Annotated in this window: 24 protein-coding genes; 15 read left to right on the forward strand and 9 right to left on the reverse strand. The window is 47.3% G+C overall.

The annotated features are described in order from the left end of the window. Positions 1 to 6: 6 nt before the first annotated feature. From AACS90_RS07695 to AACS90_RS07755, 13 genes are all read left to right on the forward strand, one after another. The gene (locus AACS90_RS07695; RefSeq protein WP_099122388.1) at positions 7 to 309 is read left to right on the forward strand and encodes a head-tail connector protein; all 303 of its coding nucleotides are present in this window, start codon (positions 7 to 9) and stop codon (positions 307 to 309) included. Continuing rightward, positions 233 to 640, forward strand: coding sequence for a phage head closure protein (locus tag AACS90_RS07700; RefSeq protein ID WP_241538264.1), 408 nt, complete (start codon positions 233 to 235; stop codon positions 638 to 640). The genes AACS90_RS07695 and AACS90_RS07700 overlap by 77 nt, the downstream gene beginning before the upstream one ends. Next, positions 624 to 1022, forward strand: a complete 399-nt coding sequence (locus AACS90_RS07705) for a hypothetical protein (RefSeq protein ID WP_339373613.1) — start codon at positions 624 to 626, stop codon at positions 1020 to 1022. The genes AACS90_RS07700 and AACS90_RS07705 overlap by 17 nt, the downstream gene beginning before the upstream one ends. Then, positions 1019 to 1423 (forward strand): HK97-gp10 family putative phage morphogenesis protein, encoded by a 405-nt coding sequence (locus AACS90_RS07710; RefSeq protein ID WP_099122390.1) that lies wholly within the window; start codon positions 1019 to 1021, stop codon positions 1421 to 1423. The genes AACS90_RS07705 and AACS90_RS07710 overlap by 4 nt, the downstream gene beginning before the upstream one ends. Positions 1424 to 1440: 17 nt before the next feature. Beyond that, positions 1441 to 1902: a phage tail protein gene (locus tag AACS90_RS07715; RefSeq protein ID WP_099122391.1), complete on the forward strand. Its 462-nt coding sequence runs from the start codon at positions 1441 to 1443 to the stop codon at positions 1900 to 1902. After that, positions 1899 to 2246, forward strand: coding sequence for a phage tail protein (locus tag AACS90_RS07720; RefSeq protein ID WP_099122392.1), 348 nt, complete (start codon positions 1899 to 1901; stop codon positions 2244 to 2246). Before AACS90_RS07715 ends, AACS90_RS07720 begins: the two co-directional genes overlap by 4 nt. Before the next feature lie 203 nt (positions 2247 to 2449). Continuing rightward, entirely contained in the window at positions 2450 to 5776 is a 3327-nt protein-coding gene (locus AACS90_RS07725) for a phage tail tape measure protein (RefSeq protein WP_099122394.1), read from the forward strand. Beyond that, on the forward strand, positions 5776 to 6108 hold the full coding sequence (locus tag AACS90_RS07730) for a phage tail protein (RefSeq protein ID WP_099122395.1): 333 nt from the start codon (positions 5776 to 5778) through the stop codon (positions 6106 to 6108). Before AACS90_RS07725 ends, AACS90_RS07730 begins: the two co-directional genes overlap by 1 nt. Before the next feature lie 11 nt (positions 6109 to 6119). Continuing rightward, a complete protein-coding gene (locus AACS90_RS07735; RefSeq protein WP_099122396.1) occupies positions 6120 to 6857 on the forward strand; it encodes a phage minor tail protein L in 738 nt (245 codons plus the stop codon). A 2-nt stretch (positions 6858 to 6859) separates the two neighbouring features. After that, positions 6860 to 7582 carry a C40 family peptidase gene (locus tag AACS90_RS07740; RefSeq protein WP_099122397.1) on the forward strand — a complete coding sequence of 241 codons (723 nt, stop codon included), beginning with the start codon at positions 6860 to 6862 and terminating at the stop codon, positions 7580 to 7582. 48 nt (positions 7583 to 7630) lie between these two features. Then, on the forward strand, positions 7631 to 8044 hold the full coding sequence (locus tag AACS90_RS07745; RefSeq protein WP_099122398.1) for a hypothetical protein: 414 nt from the start codon (positions 7631 to 7633) through the stop codon (positions 8042 to 8044). Positions 8045 to 8100: 56 nt separating this feature from the next. Continuing rightward, positions 8101 to 8676 (forward strand): tail assembly protein, encoded by a 576-nt coding sequence (locus AACS90_RS07750; RefSeq protein WP_099122399.1) that lies wholly within the window; start codon positions 8101 to 8103, stop codon positions 8674 to 8676. A 17-nt stretch (positions 8677 to 8693) separates the two neighbouring features. Beyond that, positions 8694 to 11327 carry a host specificity protein J gene (locus AACS90_RS07755; protein WP_099122400.1) on the forward strand — a complete coding sequence of 878 codons (2634 nt, stop codon included), beginning with the start codon at positions 8694 to 8696 and terminating at the stop codon, positions 11325 to 11327. Positions 11328 to 11354: 27 nt separating this feature from the next. Here the strand turns inward: AACS90_RS07755 and AACS90_RS07760 are convergent, their stop codons facing one another. Together AACS90_RS07760 and AACS90_RS07765 are read right to left on the reverse strand one after the other, a co-directional pair. Further along, positions 11355 to 11780: a type II toxin-antitoxin system VapC family toxin gene (locus AACS90_RS07760; protein ID WP_099122453.1), complete on the reverse strand. Its 426-nt coding sequence runs from the start codon at positions 11778 to 11780 to the stop codon at positions 11355 to 11357. Beyond that, entirely contained in the window at positions 11780 to 12034 is a 255-nt protein-coding gene (locus AACS90_RS07765) for a type II toxin-antitoxin system Phd/YefM family antitoxin (protein ID WP_099122401.1), read from the reverse strand. The genes AACS90_RS07760 and AACS90_RS07765 overlap by 1 nt, the downstream gene beginning before the upstream one ends. A 346-nt stretch (positions 12035 to 12380) precedes the next feature. Here AACS90_RS07765 and AACS90_RS07770 point away from each other — a divergent pair, with 346 nt between their 5' ends. Together AACS90_RS07770 and AACS90_RS07775 are read left to right on the forward strand one after the other, a co-directional pair. Beyond that, complete coding sequence (locus AACS90_RS07770; RefSeq protein ID WP_099122402.1) at positions 12381 to 12710, forward strand: SymE family type I addiction module toxin; 330 nt, start codon at positions 12381 to 12383, stop codon at positions 12708 to 12710. A 140-nt stretch (positions 12711 to 12850) separates the two neighbouring features. Further along, the gene (locus AACS90_RS07775) at positions 12851 to 13207 is read left to right on the forward strand and encodes a SymE family type I addiction module toxin (RefSeq protein WP_099122403.1); all 357 of its coding nucleotides are present in this window, start codon (positions 12851 to 12853) and stop codon (positions 13205 to 13207) included. 395 nt (positions 13208 to 13602) lie between these two features. Here the strand turns inward: AACS90_RS07775 and comJ are convergent, their stop codons facing one another. The 7 genes from comJ to AACS90_RS07810 all read right to left on the reverse strand — a co-directional run bounded on the left by comJ (position 13603) and on the right by AACS90_RS07810 (position 17479). Further along, complete coding sequence (comJ, locus tag AACS90_RS07780) at positions 13603 to 14082, reverse strand: competence protein ComJ (RefSeq protein ID WP_099122404.1); 480 nt, start codon at positions 14080 to 14082, stop codon at positions 13603 to 13605. 114 nt (positions 14083 to 14196) lie between these two features. Beyond that, positions 14197 to 14610, reverse strand: a complete 414-nt coding sequence (locus AACS90_RS07785; protein WP_099122405.1) for a hypothetical protein — start codon at positions 14608 to 14610, stop codon at positions 14197 to 14199. A 269-nt stretch (positions 14611 to 14879) separates the two neighbouring features. Then, entirely contained in the window at positions 14880 to 15407 is a 528-nt protein-coding gene (locus AACS90_RS07790; protein WP_099122406.1) for an SMI1/KNR4 family protein, read from the reverse strand. A gap of 125 nt (positions 15408 to 15532) precedes the next feature. After that, positions 15533 to 15847, reverse strand: coding sequence for a hypothetical protein (locus tag AACS90_RS07795; protein WP_241538265.1), 315 nt, complete (start codon positions 15845 to 15847; stop codon positions 15533 to 15535). A 355-nt stretch (positions 15848 to 16202) separates the two neighbouring features. Further along, a complete protein-coding gene (locus AACS90_RS07800) occupies positions 16203 to 16523 on the reverse strand; it encodes a DUF7716 domain-containing protein (protein ID WP_099122407.1) in 321 nt (106 codons plus the stop codon). A 286-nt stretch (positions 16524 to 16809) separates the two neighbouring features. Beyond that, a complete protein-coding gene (locus AACS90_RS07805; protein WP_241538266.1) occupies positions 16810 to 17172 on the reverse strand; it encodes a hypothetical protein in 363 nt (120 codons plus the stop codon). A 61-nt stretch (positions 17173 to 17233) separates the two neighbouring features. Next, positions 17234 to 17479, reverse strand: a complete 246-nt coding sequence (locus tag AACS90_RS07810) for a hypothetical protein (RefSeq protein ID WP_193757221.1) — start codon at positions 17477 to 17479, stop codon at positions 17234 to 17236. Positions 17480 to 17481 lie beyond the last annotated feature (2 nt).

The following is a 17481-nucleotide window of genomic DNA, read 5'->3' on the forward strand; positions in this document are numbered from 1 at the left end:
GTTCACATGCCATTCCCCACTCTGGATCTGCTCAGACAGCAGTGCCGACTCGACAGTGATAACCCTGCCGATGATGATTTACTAAACACCTATTCCCGTGCCGCCATCAAACGGGCAGAAAGCTACCTGAACCGTCGCCTGTATGAAAACGCGGTACCGGAGGATGATCCCGATGGCTTGCTCGTGACCGATGATGTGGCACTGGCGATTATGTTAACCGTGGGATTCTGGTATGACAGTCGGGACGGCCAGTCATTGCCGCTGGGCTTTCAGGCCTTGCTGGAACCCTATCGTTTTATTCCGTTATAGGAGAATCACGATGAAAGCAGGAGAACTGCGTCATCGTATCCGGTTACTTCGTCCGGTTATTCATCGGGACGAACTGGGTGCAGAAACGTTCAGCCACAGCACTGTCGCCACTGTCTGGGCAAAAGCCGAGGCCGTGTCCAACCGAAAGCTCCGTACTGCCGAGCAGCAACAAGTGATCGAGGTCCAGCAATTTACCGTCAGACCCCGGCGTGATATCCAGCCGGGTTGGCTGATTGAACATCAGGATCGGCGGTTCACGGTACGCACCATTGACCGTAATCGTGCCGACCGCACGATAATGACCACGGAGGCCGATGTTCGTCATGATTGAACCTGAACTGAAAGCTGATTTAGAACGGATAACGGGCCTGCCGGTTTATCCGCTGATCTTGCCTTCGACGGTATTAGAGGGTGTGACCTACCAGCGTATCAGCGATCCCCGATTCACTCTCGGGCTGGTGTCCTCGCCGTTAATCGAAGCACGCTTCCAAATCAGCATTATGGTGCTGAACGATTACACCCAGGCCCTGCGGCTGGAAGCGAAAATCCGTTCTGCATGGGAATCTGTGCAGCATGGCCGACTCGGTGGTTATCCGGTGCAAACCGTTTCACGCGGACTCTTGCATCAGGAAGCGGAAGAGCTGACTGAAAATCGTAAGCGTTACCGTATCACACGGGACTTTATCATCACTTACACGGAGAAGCTGGCATGATCACTGCACAAACGACGGGATGGGCAGCACTGGGACGTCAATTGCAGGCACTGAATACGGCTCTACAGACCGACATCATGCGAAAAGCCGGTAAAAAGGCGATGCAGATTGTACAGGAAGATATGCAGGCCCATGCCGGTTATAACAAAAAAAGCCATGCCGCGCATCTGCGGGACAATATCCTTATTCGTACAACAAAATCTAAGAAGTATCCGGGTGGCGTGATGGTCACGGTTGGCCCGGCAAAAGCTCACCGGATGAAAGCCTTAGCACAGGAAATGGGCACGATCAAACAGGTTCCGAGTCCCTTTATCCGTCCGGCGCTGGATTACAACAAAACCGCTGTCATTAAGGTGCTGGCGCGAGAAATCCGTAATGCACTGGACGGTTATAACTCATAAGACTGGAGTAAAACATCATGGCAACCTCCCCTGAATACGCGGTATTACCGGTCGGTACTTTGGTGAAGTTCGGCAAACCCGGCGATAGCGTGGCACAGATGAAACCCCTCATTAACTGTAAGGCACTGGGTGCAACCGGGCTGACCGGCAGTTTTGTCGACTGCACCACCCTGATGGATACCAATAAGCAGTTTATCTCCGATATGCCGGAAGGCCCGGAAAAATCCCTCGGCTTTATCGATGATCCGGCGAACGAGGATTTTGTCTCTTTCCTGAACGCGGCTGAAAAACGCGAAACCGTGCAGTTTTACATCATCCTGCCGAATAAACGGACTGCCACAATGGTGCTGGCGCTTTCCGGCTGGGAAATGAATGACATTAACGCGCCGGCGAGTGAAGTGATCCAGATCACCGTCAAAGGCAAACAAAACAACCTCGTCTGGGGTATCGCAGACAGCAAAACAGGAGTTAACCCATGAAAGCACTGAAAGCGGCTTTACTCACTCCGCGTCCGCAGATTAAAGCGGTGGAATTGTTCGGTACGCAAATTAATCTGCGTCGGATGACGGCACTGGAACTGCTGGAGCTGGAAGAAAAAGCGGAAAAGCTGAGTGAAGCGGGAGACGGGCGCGAAGCCTCCCGCCTGAATATCCAGATGGTACTGGATTGTCTGGTGGATAATAAAGGTAAACCCATTCCCGCTGACTTCCTGCCCACGGCAGAGGAATTGATGATCGTCCATGATAACGCCATCCTGATTGAAGCCATCCAGACCGTGAAGCGTCACTCCATCGGTACATTGGAAGACGCCGAAAAAAACTAACTGACTCGTCGTGGCTGTATTTTGCCTTCACGTTAGCGGAACAGCTCGGCGAAATCGATCCCTATCGTATCCTGTCCTTGCCGGCGTCCACGCTCAACGAATGGCAAGCCTATTATCGACTGAAAAACCGCCAACCGGCAGACAATTCGCCCGCTGTGGTCCGGGCACAGTGTGAGGCTGTCATGAAATTATTGGGTTAAGTTATGGCTAATTTATCGACATTGACGGTGGGCTTGCTGGTCAATGCGACTTCGTTCAAATCCCAGATGAGGGATGCCTATCGTTATGCCGGGCGGGAGTCTGAACGCTTTACTGACAAAACCGTCGCAGACACGAAAAAGGCCAAAAAGGCGTACAGTTCGTTGGCGTCACACATCAAATCGGTGTCTGGGCAACTGGCATTACTGGCCGGCACCGGTTTTTCACTGAACACGATGATTTCCCAGACTCGCAAATACGGGCAGGCATTGTCTGATTTGTCTGCCATTACCGGTGCAACGGGTGAACAGTTAAAAAAACTGGATGAAAACGCCCAACGGCTGGGGCGTACCACCGAGTTCGGGGCGACCGGCATTGCGCAGGCTCTGAAACTCATGGCCTCTGCCAAGCCAGAACTGCTGAAAAGCACCGAGGCGCTGACGCTAGCCACTGAGAAAGCAGTCATACTGGCACAGGCGTCCGGGATTGCTCTCCCGGATGCGACTCGAGCACTGGCGTTATCGCTGAATCAGTTTGGTGCCAGTGCCGCACAGGCTGACCGTTTCATTAACGTACTGGCAGCGGGTGCGAAATATGGCTCTTCTGAAATCAACGAGACCGCGCAGGCCATTAAACAGGGTGGCACCGTAGCCGCTCAGGCCGGGATCAGCGTTGAAGAACTGGGGGCGGCTATTCAGATACTGGCAGAACGCGGTATGAAAGGCGGCGAGGCAGGTATTGCCCTGCGTAATGTGATACTGGCGCTGGAGCGTTCGACAGACAAAAATCTGAAACCGTCGGTAGTGGGTTTATCGTCGGCATTAGAATCCCTGATGGGCAAAAACCTGTCAACGGCGCAGGCGGTTAAATTATTTGGCCGGGCCAATGTCAGCGCAGCGTCCAACTTGGTCACCGGGCGGGAAAAACTGGAGGTGTTGACCCAAGCTCTGACCGGAACACAGGTTGCCTATGAACAGGCCAGTGCACGTGCGAATAACCTCGGTGCCGATTTGGAGGTGATGACGAGTGCCTTTGAAGGCATGGCGTTGAAAATCGGGCAGAGTGCCGATGGCCCATTGCGTACCGGAGTACAGGGGGCAACCCACGCAATTAATGCGCTGTCCGAGAATGTTAATCTGGTGGCCAGCGTAGCATTGCATACGCTAATCCCCGTGATAGCAACAAAGCTGACCGCGGGATTACGTGAAAATATGACGGCATGGCGGGCCACCGAAAAAGCGGCTCGTGATATGGCCAAACAGCAGGCAGAAACGGCAAAACGCACGATTGAACAGGCCAATGCCACGCTACGTTCAACGGAAGCACAGGGCAGGCACATTCAGTATCTGGAAAGAACCAACCGTTTGCATGGACTCTCCGTCAATTATGCGAAAGAAAAAAGCACCCTGATCCGACAGGAAACGGAAGCTCTCAAGTTGCAAACACAGGCCACCGGGCAACTTGAAGCAGCTAACCGCCGGCTGTCTTATGCCTATCGGGCATTATCGGCCGCCGCAGGCGCTGCCCGTGGCGCACTTGCCCTGATGGGTGGACCATTTGGTGCAGCGATGCTGGCAGGTTCTGCTTTGTACGGGTTATATAACTCTAGCGTCCAAGCCAGAGAGGGATTGCGACACTTAAAGGAGGGAACCGTTGAAACGGTAGCTGAACTGCAACGGCTTTCCAGCATTAAGGTGGCGGTCGAGCTGGATAAGACTGACGATGATCTTAACAATCTGAAAGCAGAACTCAGGCAGATTGATAGCCAACTGGAACGGTATTCCCAAACCCGAATCGAGCACTTACAAAACCGTCAAAAAGGGTTCTTAAGTTTTCTTTATGAAGACCCGAAAGCAGTTGAAAAGCAAGGCCGGGTATTACTCAGTCGGCGAGAAGATATCCTCAAAGGGATAGAAAAGAAAACCACCAGAAAGAAAAACCTGCAGGCCACATCGGTAGCGGGGATGTTTGACCAGCCACCGCCAAAACCCGAAGGGAACGGTACGGGTAATCCATGGACAGGTCAGGATCTCATCAACGCAGAGCAACAAGGCAGACAATCCCTTCACCTTTATCAGCAGTTACGCAAGAACATTGAACAGACCCATGCCACCAGCTTAGATCGTATCCGATTCAGCGAGAAAGCAATGCGGGGTAAAATCCATGAAGTTGGCAAATCGGGTATCGCTTCGGACAGTGAGCTGCAACGCTTAACCCTCCTCAATGTCGAAAATCACCAAAAACAGCGGCGGGAACTGGCGGAAAAATATGCGCCGGTAGCGGCATTAATCCGGCAGGAAAGAGACGCCAGTGCAGAACTGAAAGCGCTGTATAACGAACGGTTATTGACCGAACAGGAGTATCTGTCCGCCAGTAAAACGCTGTATCAAACGTCGGTGAAAGACAAATTAGCGGAACAGGCAAAGCAAATTGCCGCCCCGCATTTGGATAGGGCGGGGGAGGTCGATTCCGTTGTGCAATTGCAAAATCAGCTCACAGAACAAACTGCGCTTTACGACACTTACTACCGGAACGGACTTATCAGCAAGGAACGTCATGAGCAGTTAATGATAGCCGCTGCTCATCGTTCCAAAGAGGCGCAATTTGCCTCCGCAAAGGATTTATACGCCTCACAGGGGGATTTCCAGAAAATGCAGATGGATCTGCTGGATGTGGTTGAGCAACGTACGGGGAGTGCGTTAACCGGCATGTTGACGGGCACAAAATCCTTTTCAGAATCCATGCGGGAGCTGTCGGCCTCACTGGCGCAATCTATTATTCAGGATCTGGTTCGTATTGCAGTACAGGCATTGATCACCAAAGCCCTCTCCGGTTTCTTTGGGGGTGGGATGGGCAGCATGGGTGCCAGCGCATTGTCTTCGGCGGGAGGTAGCCTGTCTTCGGTGGGTTCCGGCAGCACCCTGACCCCGGATGTCTGGAAGAGTCCCATTATGAATGCGAAAGGCGGCGTTTATCAATCGGCGGATTTAAGTCAGTACAGCGGGCAGATGGTCAGTCAACCGACGCTGTTTGCGTTCGCCAAAGGGGGTGGGGTGATGGGGGAAGCCGGCCCGGAAGCGATCTTGCCCTTAAAACGCGGTGCTGACGGTAAGTTGGGGGTTCAGTCCACCGGCAGTACGGGCCACTCCACCTTTAATTCCGTTCATATTGTGATCCATGCCGAGGGAACGCATGACACGAAAACATCCCGGGGTGCCGAGTCTGCGGGGCAGGATATTGCGAAATTTGTCGATCAGCGCTTCAAATTTTTACTGCATAAAAGTCTGAGTCAGGGTGGTGAACTCAGCGCGGCGATTAAAGGAGGACGATAATGATAAAAACCTTTGATTTTCCTGTCAGGGTGGGCGCGAGTGGCGAGTTTGAGCCGATTGTACGTACTGTTCAATTCGGTGATGGTTATAAGCAGACCTCCGGCAATGGGATCAACGCGCAACGCGAAAATTGGCCGGTGTCTTTTGTCGGGACGCTGTCTGATATCCAGCCGATTATCGCTTTTCTGCGTGAGCATCAGGGCTGGCGTGCATTTAAATGGCGTAATCCGCTCTCTGAACCGGGACTGTATCAGTCCGGAAAATTCACTGTTCAGGCTAATGGCACTTATTTCACGCTCTCCGTGACCTTCACCCGTATCTATCATCCGTAAGGGATTTCATCATGACCCTGAATGCAACACTTCAGCGGCTTGAGCCGGGAAGTAAAATTGTCTTATTGACTGTCGATGGCTCGGCCTTTGGCGGGCCTGTCTTGCACTTTCACCATCATCCTATCCCGTATACCGAGGCTGAGCTGGAAAATAGCGGGAACTTACCGGTGAAGTCCCTCTGGTGGCAGGGTATCGAATACAAACCGTGGCCCGTCAGTATCGAAGGGCTGGAAGTGACCAGTGATGGGCGAGCGGTCACGCCTACTCTCAATGTGGCCAATCTGGACGGCACACTGAGTGCATTGTGTCTGGCTTATCAAAATATGGTGCAGGCGCGTGTCACGATCCGCATGACCTTTGCCCATTATCTGGATGCGCGTAATTTCCCCGACGGCAACCCGCAAGCCGATCCGAAACAGGAAAAAATCGATGTTTTCTACATCGACAGTAAAACGCAGGAAGATAACGAAAGCATCCAGTTTTCGCTCTCTTCTCCTGCCGATTTGCAGGGAATCAAAATTCCGACCCGGCAAATTCACAGCCTGTGTACATGGTGCATTCGCGGACAATATCGCCAGTCACCGTGTGGCTATACCGGCACCCGTTATTTTACTGAACGGGGCAAACCGACCAATGATCCGGCCTCGGATGCCTGTGGAGGGTTAATGAGTGACTGTAAAAAACGTTTTGGAGATACAGCGCAATTGCCCTTTGGCGGGTTTCCCGGCTCGGCCTTGCTGAGGCGCTAACCATGACGATACTGAGAAAAGCGACCACCCGTGCCATGATGGCACATGCCCAAGCAGCCTACCCGAATGAGTGTTGCGGGGTAATTATTCAACAGCACCGCCGACAGCATTATCTTCCCTGTCGCAATACTGCCCCATCACCCACTGAACAGTTCTGTATTCACCCGGCGGATTACGCGGCTGCCGAAGATCAGGGCGAGATTATTGCCATTGTTCACAGTCACCCCGATGCGACGACACAGCCGAGCCCGTTGGATATCGCCCAGTGTGATCTGTCACAAACGCCATGGGTGATTGTTTCATGGCCGGAAGGGGATATTCGTACCCTGATGCCCCTGTCCGGCATTAAGCCCTTAGTAGGACGCCCGTTTGTACACGGCATTTGGGATTGTTATGCCATCGTGCGTGATTGGTACAAACTGGAACGTACGCTTGAACTCCCTGATTTTGAACGTATCGATGGCTGGTGGACGCGGGGCGAAAATCTGTATATGAAACAGTATGCCGCTGCCGGATTTGTCGCGTGTCGCGGTGAATTACAGGCAGGGGATGTGATCATTATGCAGGTACAGGCGAATGAACCCAACCATGCCGGTGTTTATCTGGGTGATGGCCTGATGTTGCACCACCTGTACGGACAGCTCAGTAAGCGAGAACCCTATCATGGCTATTGGCAGGAACGCACAATAATCGTATTGAGGTATAAAAGTTTTATGATTAATTAGTCTATTATGGATAATCTTAAGATGTTTTAATTACAAGGATTGATTAGTATGAAAAAAATAGCTGTAGTGGCAATGATTTTTAATCTCGTAGGCTGCGCAACCACTCCAATTTCCAATGAAGCAGCAAAACTAGTGCCAGAAAAGCAGATAATACAGCATGATTTATTGGTCAAAAAAGAAGGAACAGGCAAGGTTATAATCAAAAGAGATTCAGGTCTTTTAGGAAGCCCCTGTTCATCCCGAATTTATGTTGATGGGAAAGAAATTGCCCGCCTAGAACCAAAACAGAAAATAGAAATATATCCCGAGATAGGTAGTCATATTTTTAGCGCACAACCAGAAGGGATATGTGTTGGTGGTATGAGCGAGCAGGAAGGTAAAGTTACAGAAGGTAGGACTTTGATATATCGGATCGGATATGGTTCAAGTGGTGATTACGGTATTTATCCAACTGCTTTTTAATGAAATAGAGCACCATTTGTCACCCGCTTCGGCGGGTTTTTTATTGGAGTAACTGCATGAATACCCTAAGAACTATTCGATTATACGGTGTGCTCGGTACCCGCTTCGGTCGGGTACATAATCTGGCAGTCTCTACCCCGCAGGAAGCGATCCGGGCATTATCCGTGCGGATGAAAGGATTTGAACGTTTCCTGCTGACCGCCAAAGCGCAGGGACTGACCTTTGCCGTGTTTAACGGAAAACGCAATATCAGTCGGGAAGAACTGGTGTTTTCCGGGCAGGACGATATCCGCATTGCGCCAATGATTATCGGCAGCAAAAATGCCGGTGTCTTTCAGACTATTCTGGGCGCGGTCATGGTGGTGGCCGGCGCGTTCTTGTGGGCAACCCCGTTTGGTGCGCCGATGGTCATGTCCGGGGTGGGCATGATGTTGGGTGGCGTGGTGCAGATGCTCTCACCGATGCCGGGCGGACTGGCCCGGCGCGAAGATCCCGATAACAAGCCCTCCTATGCGTTCGGGGGACCGGTGAATACGGTTGCGCAGGGCAATCCCGTACCGATTGGCTACGGCAGACGCCGCATTGGTGGCGCTATTATTTCAGCCGGTATCTATGCAGAAGACCAACAATAACGTGCTGAGGATGAAGTATGGAACAGCAGCCCATTTTGGGTAATAAAGGCGGACGCCAGCAGCCACGCACGCCGGTGGAAGCACCGGACTCGCTGCAATCCACTTCCTATACCAAGATCCTTCTTGCCCTCGGTGAAGGCGAATTTGCCGGCGAGCTGGATGGCCGACGTATTTTTCTGGATAACACGCCACTTATCGGTGCCGATGGCTCGCTTAATTTTGAAGGGGTCAAATGGGAATTCCGTCCCGGTACCCCCCATCAGGCCTATATTCCCGGGATGCCGGCGGTCGAAAATGCCCGAACGGTGAGTGCTGAACTGGTCAACTCGTGGGTCACGACGGTCACCAATACCCAACTGTCAGCCGTTCGCCTGCGGTTATCGTGGCCCCAGTTGCAGCAACAAAAAGAGAACGGAGATACCGTGGGTTATCGCATTGACTATGCCATTGACCTTGCCACTGATGGCGGCGCTTTCAAGGAAATCCTGAAAACCGCTGTTGATGGCAAAACCACCACCCAATATGAACGTTCCCATCGGGTAGATTTACCCGCTGCTTATTCGGGCTGGCAGGTGCGCCTTCGGCGGTTGACGCCAAAACAAAACAGCAACCGGATCGCGGATGCCATGGTAGTGGAAGCCATTACTGAAGTGATCGACGCTAAATTAAGCTACCCGGAAACAGCCCTGTTATTTGTTCAGTTTGATGCCAAACAGTTTCGCAATATTCCGCAAATCACCTGTGAGCCGAAGATGCGCATCATTCGTGTGCCCGCCAATTATCATCCCGATAGTCGCCGCTATTATGGTAGCTGGGACGGCACCTTCAAATGGGCATGGAGCGACAATCCAGCTTGGGTGCTGTACGACCTGATGATCAATGACCGGTTCAGTATCGGCACCCGGGTGAAAGCGGAAAACCTGACGCTGGCAAAATGGGATCTGTACACCATCGCGCAATATTGTGATCAGATGGTGTCGGATGGTGAAGGGGTAGAAGAACCCCGTTTTACCTGTAATGTGTATATTCAGTCACAGGAAGATGCCTGGGCGGTGTTGCGTGACATTGCGGGGATCTTCCGGGGGATGACGTTCTGGGCCAATAATAACATGAACGTGCTGGCGGATATGCCCCGTGACAGGGATTATCTCTTTACGGGGGCCAATGTGCGTGATGGCAAATTCACCTATGCCAGTGCCAGCGAGAAAACCCATTATTCTACGGCGATGGTGAGTTGGTCTGATCCGAAGAACGGCTATCAGGATGCTATCGAGCCGGTGTTTGAACATCGCCTGATACGCCGCTATGGTATCCGACAGGCTGATATCACTGCCATCGGTTGTACCCGCCAGAGTGAAGCCATCCGGCGTGGAAAATGGGTGCTGCATACCAACGAACATGACCGAACCGTCACCTTCACCGTCGGACTGGAGGGGCGTATTCCTCTGCCGGGTTACCTTATCGGCATATCGGATAATCTACTGTCAGGAGCCGGCAGAAGTGGGCGTATTCAGGCTGTGCCGAGGCGATATATGCTCACGTTGGATCGGGTGCCATCAGCAAAATCGGGGGACTGGTTGGTCGTCAACCTGCCTTCCGGTAAAACAGGAAAGGATCTCATTACCGCGATCAACGGACAGGACGTTTCCGTGAGTAGCGGTGGCTATGCTTATTCAGATCTCCCGGAGGCGGGGGCCGTCTGGTCCATTGAATCCAGCTATAGCGTGGAACACCCTTTCCGGGTGATGGGTATCAAAGCGGGAGAAGACGGTGTCTCGTTTGAGATTACGGCAGTTGAGCATAACCCAGACAAGTATGAGCTTATCGACAGGAACACCCGTATTGACGAACGCCCCGTGACTACCTTTCCGCCCCGCGTTCAACCCGCGCCGAAGCATGTCCGTATCGACAGTGATACGGCAATCAATCAGGGCATTATCACCACCACGTTGCAAATCACATGGGATGCCGCCGACAGTGCCGTGGCCTATGACGTCGAATGGCGTAAAGACAATGGCAACTGGATAACGGCACCCCAGACAACCGCCCGGCGTCTTGAGGTACCGAACGTCGATGAAGGACGCTATCAGGCGCGAGTCAGGGCGATGAATGCCGCGGCAATCTCCAGTATTTGGACGACCACACGGGATACCCTGCTGGAAAGACACACAAGGCCGCCATCGGAACCGCACTCCCTCCAAACCACGCCGCTACTTTTTGGTATCCGGCTGGACTGGGATTTTGCTAACCCGACGGATATTCTGCTGAAAACGGAAATTGGCTACAACAAAAGCGGAGAAGTTGATGACACGTTGCAGTTCGCTGATATTGCCTATCCGCAACGCACCCACACGTTACAAGGGCTGGCAGCGGGAGAGAAGCTCTACTTTCGGGCACGGCTGGTGGACAAATCGGGTAATGCTTCGGAATGGACGTCTCTGGTCAGTGGCCACGCCTCCACCGATACCCGCTGGATAGTGGAGGCCAGTCGGGATCATTTTCTGGATGCAAAAACGGGTCGGCGCTTACAGGAACAACTTGCTGAACAGGCCAGAGTCGATGCGCGTTACAAGCAATCCGCTGCGGAGAATGCGCAGGCCATTGAGAGACTACATGACAGGCTGAAAGACCTTCAGCAGCGCACACGGTAATCTACTAACGATAGTTTTCGGCCGCCATTATAGATTCGATTCCCACGGATTGAGGATCGTTACTCCTGAGGCTTGAAAATCGGCTACATTACGCGTGACTATCGTCATACCATGCACAAGTGCCGTTGCCGCAATCAGCGCATCACGTTCGCTGCACTTGTCAGGAACGTGCAACCGTGCGCAGCGTTGTGCTACGGCGGTATCGACAGGCAAGGTTCGTTCAGAGAACTCCGGTAAGACATGTTGCTCCAGCCACGCCCGCAGTATCGTTCCCTGTGTGGCGTCCTTACGTTCAATCAATAAAATGCCAAGTTCTAATTCCATGATGGTGATGGCGGAGACAAAGAGATCGGCGGCATCAACTTTTTCAGCCCATGCCGCTACGTTCGGATCAGCCTTCCCTGCCCGAATTTTGCGTAGCTCGGACACGACATTGGTATCGAGTACATACATCATGAGAAATCAGCCGGACGGGTGCCGATAGTCATGGGCTGGGGTTCAAACTCAATGTCTGCAACGCCCGGCATCGCCAGCGAATCAGCAATGTTGCGATGCTGCTTTGTCAGCAGCCGGTATTCTTCGATACTCAGCAGTACATGCGCAGGCTTGCCGCGATCAGTGATGAATACCGGGCCGTTCTTGGTTGCTTTCTTCGCACGGGTCACATCCTGGTTCAGCTCCCGGCTGGAGAGAGTGGTGATAGTCATGGTTGTACCTCCTGCTTAAATTATCTATATAGGTACATTACTACATTATGAATAATAGTGCAAAGTTTGTTCATTTTGTCATTTTCCCAAATGGCGGCGGGTAATACGGCTGTTGGTTTTACTACTCTTTGATGTCCGGTATGAGACAGCTATTCCGAGCTGATAGTCAATAGAAATGGAATACATTCGCTGTCGTTATTTTGCGAGCCGCTTTGCAAAGGTCATTTTTGTCAGTGGCGTGTTATTTGGGCGGGGGATAGAGTGAGCGGTGAAAATTTCGACGCGGCCTTATCGTGTTGGTAGCACGATAAAACCGCTAACCACAACAACTAAGGACCTAGTTATTATGGCTGATACGCATTCTACTGCAGGCATCTGCATTTACAAAATTTCCCAACCGGAAAGTTATCAGAAAGTGGTTTACCGCCCCAATGGGATGAACCGCTCGATCCCTGCCATCAATTTAAGCGGAAAATGGTTGCTGGAAGCCGGATTTTCCATCAATGATCCTTTAAAAATCAGAGTAATGCCCGGTTGTCTGATCATCACGACTCAGAATTTTCATGAACTGTGGCACTGCTTAAAAAGCCTGAATGAAGGCGAATGGGATGATATCGCCGTGGCACACTGGCTACGGCAATTCCCCGGAAAATTAAATAAAAAGCTGCCGAAATAAACGCATAATACTATGTTTTATCAACTAAAACATAGTATTGAACGCGACTGCGTAATCTGTGCTTTGCACTTAAAATGGCAAAAATTTTCTTTTGCGAAGCCGCTCGTATTTTATTTGATGAATCAACAAAGAAGGAATCTATGGAGCTTAGATTTTCTACTGAAAACGCTGAAAAACCAGAATGTGTATTACGTGGTGATGATATGCAGCAGATGGGATTTACGCCTAATACGCTGTTTCATATCCAGCAATATCACAACGGGCTAATGTTGACATTGGCGGAGCCGGGCGATGATCCGGCAACCTTGTTCCACGCCGTGGAAAATGATCCGAAGCAGGGCATCGATTGGGTACGTAATAATGGCGAACTGTATCTGGCAGGCGACTGGCTAACGGAAACCGGTTTGTTGGATAAACCCGTTCAAGTTGCTTTCGGTTACGGCAAAATTATGTTGATGACCGAATCTGACCTGCCTGAGTCGTATAAAACATTTTAATTGCTGATAATATTGGTGTGTTAACTGTGGTTGGCATATCGTGTTGTTTATATACAATAATAATATTCGCTTTAGAGGTGAGCATGATAACCATTGAAAGGACTCAATATTTTGAAAAATGATTAAAATCCTTAAAAGACCGGATAGCCAAAGCCAAGATCTTAATCAGAGTTGAAAGAATGGAAGAGGGCAACCCATCGTTTAATGTGGTATATAAAATATCAAAAGCACTGGGCTTGGAACTGCATTTTAGTGGGGCTTAATTCCCCTCTCGTTAACGTGAATAAGTGCTGTTCCGAAAGGAAAATAGCATATTGCATATTGATTGTCTCTATTGATAAGTCACATCATTAATCCAGCCTGCATTTTATTATAAAAAATGCAGGCTGGATTATTTAGATAGTACCTTCTTGAAGAGATTTGTTTTTTTCTCCACCCCATGGGTCATCTAACATATATTTAGCATCAGTTTTAATTTCAGATGGGACAAAAGTTAATTTATAAAAAACTTCATCTCCTTCACATACTTCATAGTATAAGCTATAAAGCGTTTCTTTAAGGTCTAAATCAATCTTAAATTTTTCAGTGGCTGACGCTATCTCCAGTTTATTTTTATCTGTAACATAAAAAGGAACAACCATACACCGCTGAACCAGAGGGTCCATATTAAAATTTTCTTCCAAAGTTAAGTGTATATTCGTGCCAAAAGCGTCATCTGGTAAAGGATCGAATACAACATAATCTTTGTGGAGAATAGCTCCTTGTTTTATGTTTTCACCTCCCCACTGACATAGCTTTTCATCAAATGGTCTTGAGCGAACCTGAATTTGGCTATGTGATATCAATAAATCGACTACTTGTGTATTACTTTTCATTCTATTACCTTAATTTTAATGTAAATAAAATTATTAATTATCGAATATTCATCACGATAAGAATAATAAAACCCGAAAAAGTAAGGAATTTTTACGGCTTTAAATACCAATTTATTATCTGGTTTTTTTCACTGATTCTATCCATTGATGAAAGCATTTCCTCTGTTCATCAGGAGAAACCGCAACATCTTTATCTTCAAAGTCAAAAGTGCCGACTAAATCCTCACGAGTTGCTTCTTTTCCTAAAGTATGCTCATAAGCGGCCATACCTAAAGCCATATCTCTAGCCATACCAGATGGATAGACATTTATTTTTGCTCCTTTGCAAAGGAAAATAACATCTTTCAATTCTTTTCTTAGTTTGGCAAAGCAAGCAAAAAAATCTAAACCAGAAAATTCTCCTTGGTAGATATCGGTAATAGAAATTCGCAAAAAACACTCTCTTTTTGCAGTAGAAATTAGAGATAATTTTGCATTTTCTTTTTTGCCGTTCATTATCACTTTAATTTCAGTTCTTCGTTCCTTCATTTTTTTTCCATATCAATTGAAATTTTAAATACTGTAACCTATAAACACTATGGAATATATGCTACAAAATGATAAAGCTAAAACACTGGCTGCGATGACACCCAAATTATCTGGTAGTAGTACCAACGCCAGCAAGGATCATTTAGTGAAATTAAGCTAAGGATAGAAGACTTGATTGGTGACTATAAAAACTGCTAACTAAAAGCAGGGAGTGAACCTGCTATTAAAAGAATAAGGTTGTAAGATTAAGGAATCTTTCCAGCTTATTTTTAAATGGTAATAAATTCTATATTATTAGGTGGAAAACTATCAGGAAATGACATGCACTTGAGATTTTTGGATAAAATACCTTCTAAAAAATCAGTGAAGTTTTCTTGCCTATATTCAACTTCTGGTGCCCTTGCAGCAATAATGGCTACACTCCATAGCTCACAATTATCTGATGATGCAACCCAAAAGATATAATCACCATTTTCAGTAATACCTATAGGAAGTAATCCGTTATTATTAGGATGAAAAATAAACGGATAGTAATCTGGATCAGATTCAACAAGAGAAGTAAAATCCTCAATAATCCATTCCTTCTGCATGAAAAAATTCAGATCATCATCTTCGCTAAATGGGTTAAAAATAGTGATGAAATCGGCAACTCTGCCTGTACCATATAGAGTGATAAAATCCTTATAATCTTTAGGGAAAGAATGTAGATCATCTATCAGTGGCCATTTTTTATCCTGACCATTCTCATTTGGATGGATAGGCAAGGGTAATATATTATTTAAACTTCTCATGTTCATTATTTATACTCCCGGATAATTAAGAACTATTACATATTCATAGAATCAACCTGAGTACTCTATCCTAAATAAGATTGATATTCTTCTTCAATAGTTGAGGTGAATATAGGCACGTATTAATAAAATTAAGATAGGAGCTGAGTAGCTTTATCCTGTAGCTCGATTCCTATATCTTCAATTTCATTTAGCATTTTTTCATAATACATCCCCTCTCTAAACGAAAATGCACCATACACATCCACGAAAGCAAGAGCTAGTTTCTTAGGTATTTCTGTTTTCTCGTGATAGAAATCAATTAAAAAATCTAAAGCGTGATAAAGTGTCTCTATTTCATTCATAGAAAAAGAACTCTTTGTTCTTAGCCTTACAGGTATAGAATTTTCGCCTAATAATTTATCAAATACTATTTTTTTAGCTATATCTTCATTCATTGATGTCATACTATCATTCACATTTGGTTATTTTATCTGGACAAACCCTACCTTCTACTAAAATTTCTTTAGAAGATACGGCATAATTTGCTATTGGGCCTTTTAGCCCTGCATTTGCTGATTTTTCTGGATTGTTACATCTTTAATATTATGGATAGCTGTTTGGTACTTATTTTTCTGGCATTAATGATACTTGAGCCATTAAATACCAATGCCATCGTCAGCAAGATTGGGTTAGAGAAATTAAGCTGAGAATGCGCGGACTAATTGGCGACTAAAAAAGCCACTGATAGGATAGCAGAAACTGGCTCACTCTTTAAAAAATATAAGCCGGAAGATCACTCTGATCGTCCGGCTTCAACAATTAAAACTCTATGAAAGCATCATGTTGGACGTAAAAAATAAAAGCAGTAAACAAATCATCAGTAGAGGGATTACCTAATTGTGCTTTAGCATTTTCTATAATTTCTTCAATTAAGCCGTTATCTAATGTTTCAATCCATCCATTTTCTTTTGCTTGAATAGGTAAAAACTCATCAGAATCAGGTAGAAAATCAGCACTATCTAAAGAAAAAACACCTTCAGTGTTCAGATTCCAACTACTTTCGTCAGGTGGTAAATAAAACCATCCTTCAGGGTTTTCCTCTGGAACAGATAAAACCTTATTGATAGATACTAAATTCATAAGCCTATCCTCTCTATTATCACTTGCATGACGTCTTCTCCTGTAATTTTTTAAATCCCCTTCCTGTTTAGGGTGGAGACTTTTTTGTACTTCACCGGGCGAAAAGTAGCAGCAAGGTTTGATGTTGGTGGCACACTGAAGGTCAAAATTATGGATGGTTGCTTGCTTGGTGTAGTGATAACCTCAAATAGTAATATCAACGCCAGTGTGAGCTGATTGAGGATTATAAGGTAGGATGATGATAAATAACCGGAAGATCACTTGTATCTTTCCGGATTTTTATTATCTAATTGAGCAGGTTTTTAATCCATTTTTTAATTAGCTTTTTAATCTCTGATAAGTTTTTTTCAGAAAAAGAGCAAATGATAACCAATTTATTTTTTCCATTAGAGTCTACCCAATACTGTATACTATTTAGCTCTTCTAACGGCTCTTGGGTTATCTTTATAGATTTATCAGTTATCTTAGACTTTGCAGAAAAAATAGGATTAGCATCCATAAATTTCAATCCATTACTATAATACGTATTATAATAGGGGACTATCCATTCATCTGGGCTACCATTGATTATATTGAAGAAAAAACCATTCCAATATTGTTCAAGTTCACAATAAATTTGCTCATCATTTAAATAATTTTCAAACATCATTTACAGTTCCTACCTTGTGATGCATCGGAGTCAGAAACAAAAGCGTTCCCCCGTAGTTACTTCAATATCGACACATCCATGACATCATTACAATGGCTGTTTGGTGCTCATTCCTGACAGTAACGACACCCGAACCATCCGGTGACAGTGCCAGCGTCAACAAGATCAATTCAGCGAAAGTAAACTGAGAATGCGGGAATTGATTGGCGACTACAGCAGCAACTAAGGGCAGGGAATGAGCGGTTTTAAAAAAGAATAAAGCCGGAAGATGACGGAGATCTTTCCGACTTCTTATTTCATGTCTCAAAA

Origin of the sequence: Xenorhabdus sp. KK7.4, assembly GCF_963876465.1 — a bacterium.
In the GTDB taxonomy this organism is placed as follows: Bacteria; Pseudomonadota; Gammaproteobacteria; order Enterobacterales; family Enterobacteriaceae; genus Xenorhabdus; species Xenorhabdus stockiae.

Excerpts from the sequence above, each read along its gene's own strand:
- AACS90_RS07695 (WP_099122388.1), top strand. The coding sequence starts at position 7 with ATGCCATTCCCCACTCTGGATCTGCTCAGACAGCAGTGCCGACTCGAC.
- AACS90_RS07700 (WP_241538264.1), top strand. The coding sequence starts at position 233 with ATGACAGTCGGGACGGCCAGTCATTGCCGCTGGGCTTTCAGGCCTTGC.
- AACS90_RS07705 (WP_339373613.1), top strand. The coding sequence starts at position 624 with ATGTTCGTCATGATTGAACCTGAACTGAAAGCTGATTTAGAACGGATA.
- AACS90_RS07710 (WP_099122390.1), top strand. The coding sequence starts at position 1,019 with ATGATCACTGCACAAACGACGGGATGGGCAGCACTGGGACGTCAATTG.
- AACS90_RS07715 (WP_099122391.1), top strand. The coding sequence starts at position 1,441 with ATGGCAACCTCCCCTGAATACGCGGTATTACCGGTCGGTACTTTGGTG.
- AACS90_RS07720 (WP_099122392.1), top strand. The coding sequence starts at position 1,899 with ATGAAAGCACTGAAAGCGGCTTTACTCACTCCGCGTCCGCAGATTAAA.
- AACS90_RS07725 (WP_099122394.1), top strand. The coding sequence starts at position 2,450 with ATGGCTAATTTATCGACATTGACGGTGGGCTTGCTGGTCAATGCGACT.
- AACS90_RS07730 (WP_099122395.1), top strand. The coding sequence starts at position 5,776 with ATGATAAAAACCTTTGATTTTCCTGTCAGGGTGGGCGCGAGTGGCGAG.
- AACS90_RS07735 (WP_099122396.1), top strand. The coding sequence starts at position 6,120 with ATGACCCTGAATGCAACACTTCAGCGGCTTGAGCCGGGAAGTAAAATT.
- AACS90_RS07740 (WP_099122397.1), top strand. The coding sequence starts at position 6,860 with ATGACGATACTGAGAAAAGCGACCACCCGTGCCATGATGGCACATGCC.
- AACS90_RS07745 (WP_099122398.1), top strand. The coding sequence starts at position 7,631 with ATGAAAAAAATAGCTGTAGTGGCAATGATTTTTAATCTCGTAGGCTGC.
- AACS90_RS07750 (WP_099122399.1), top strand. The coding sequence starts at position 8,101 with ATGAATACCCTAAGAACTATTCGATTATACGGTGTGCTCGGTACCCGC.
- AACS90_RS07755 (WP_099122400.1), top strand. The coding sequence starts at position 8,694 with ATGGAACAGCAGCCCATTTTGGGTAATAAAGGCGGACGCCAGCAGCCA.
- AACS90_RS07760 (WP_099122453.1), bottom strand. The coding sequence starts at position 11,780 with ATGTATGTACTCGATACCAATGTCGTGTCCGAGCTACGCAAAATTCGG.
- AACS90_RS07765 (WP_099122401.1), bottom strand. The coding sequence starts at position 12,034 with ATGACTATCACCACTCTCTCCAGCCGGGAGCTGAACCAGGATGTGACC.
- AACS90_RS07770 (WP_099122402.1), top strand. The coding sequence starts at position 12,381 with ATGGCTGATACGCATTCTACTGCAGGCATCTGCATTTACAAAATTTCC.
- AACS90_RS07775 (WP_099122403.1), top strand. The coding sequence starts at position 12,851 with ATGGAGCTTAGATTTTCTACTGAAAACGCTGAAAAACCAGAATGTGTA.
- comJ (WP_099122404.1), bottom strand. The coding sequence starts at position 14,082 with ATGAAAAGTAATACACAAGTAGTCGATTTATTGATATCACATAGCCAA.
- AACS90_RS07785 (WP_099122405.1), bottom strand. The coding sequence starts at position 14,610 with ATGAAGGAACGAAGAACTGAAATTAAAGTGATAATGAACGGCAAAAAA.
- AACS90_RS07790 (WP_099122406.1), bottom strand. The coding sequence starts at position 15,407 with ATGAACATGAGAAGTTTAAATAATATATTACCCTTGCCTATCCATCCA.
- AACS90_RS07795 (WP_241538265.1), bottom strand. The coding sequence starts at position 15,847 with ATGACATCAATGAATGAAGATATAGCTAAAAAAATAGTATTTGATAAA.
- AACS90_RS07800 (WP_099122407.1), bottom strand. The coding sequence starts at position 16,523 with ATGAATTTAGTATCTATCAATAAGGTTTTATCTGTTCCAGAGGAAAAC.
- AACS90_RS07805 (WP_241538266.1), bottom strand. The coding sequence starts at position 17,172 with ATGATGTTTGAAAATTATTTAAATGATGAGCAAATTTATTGTGAACTT.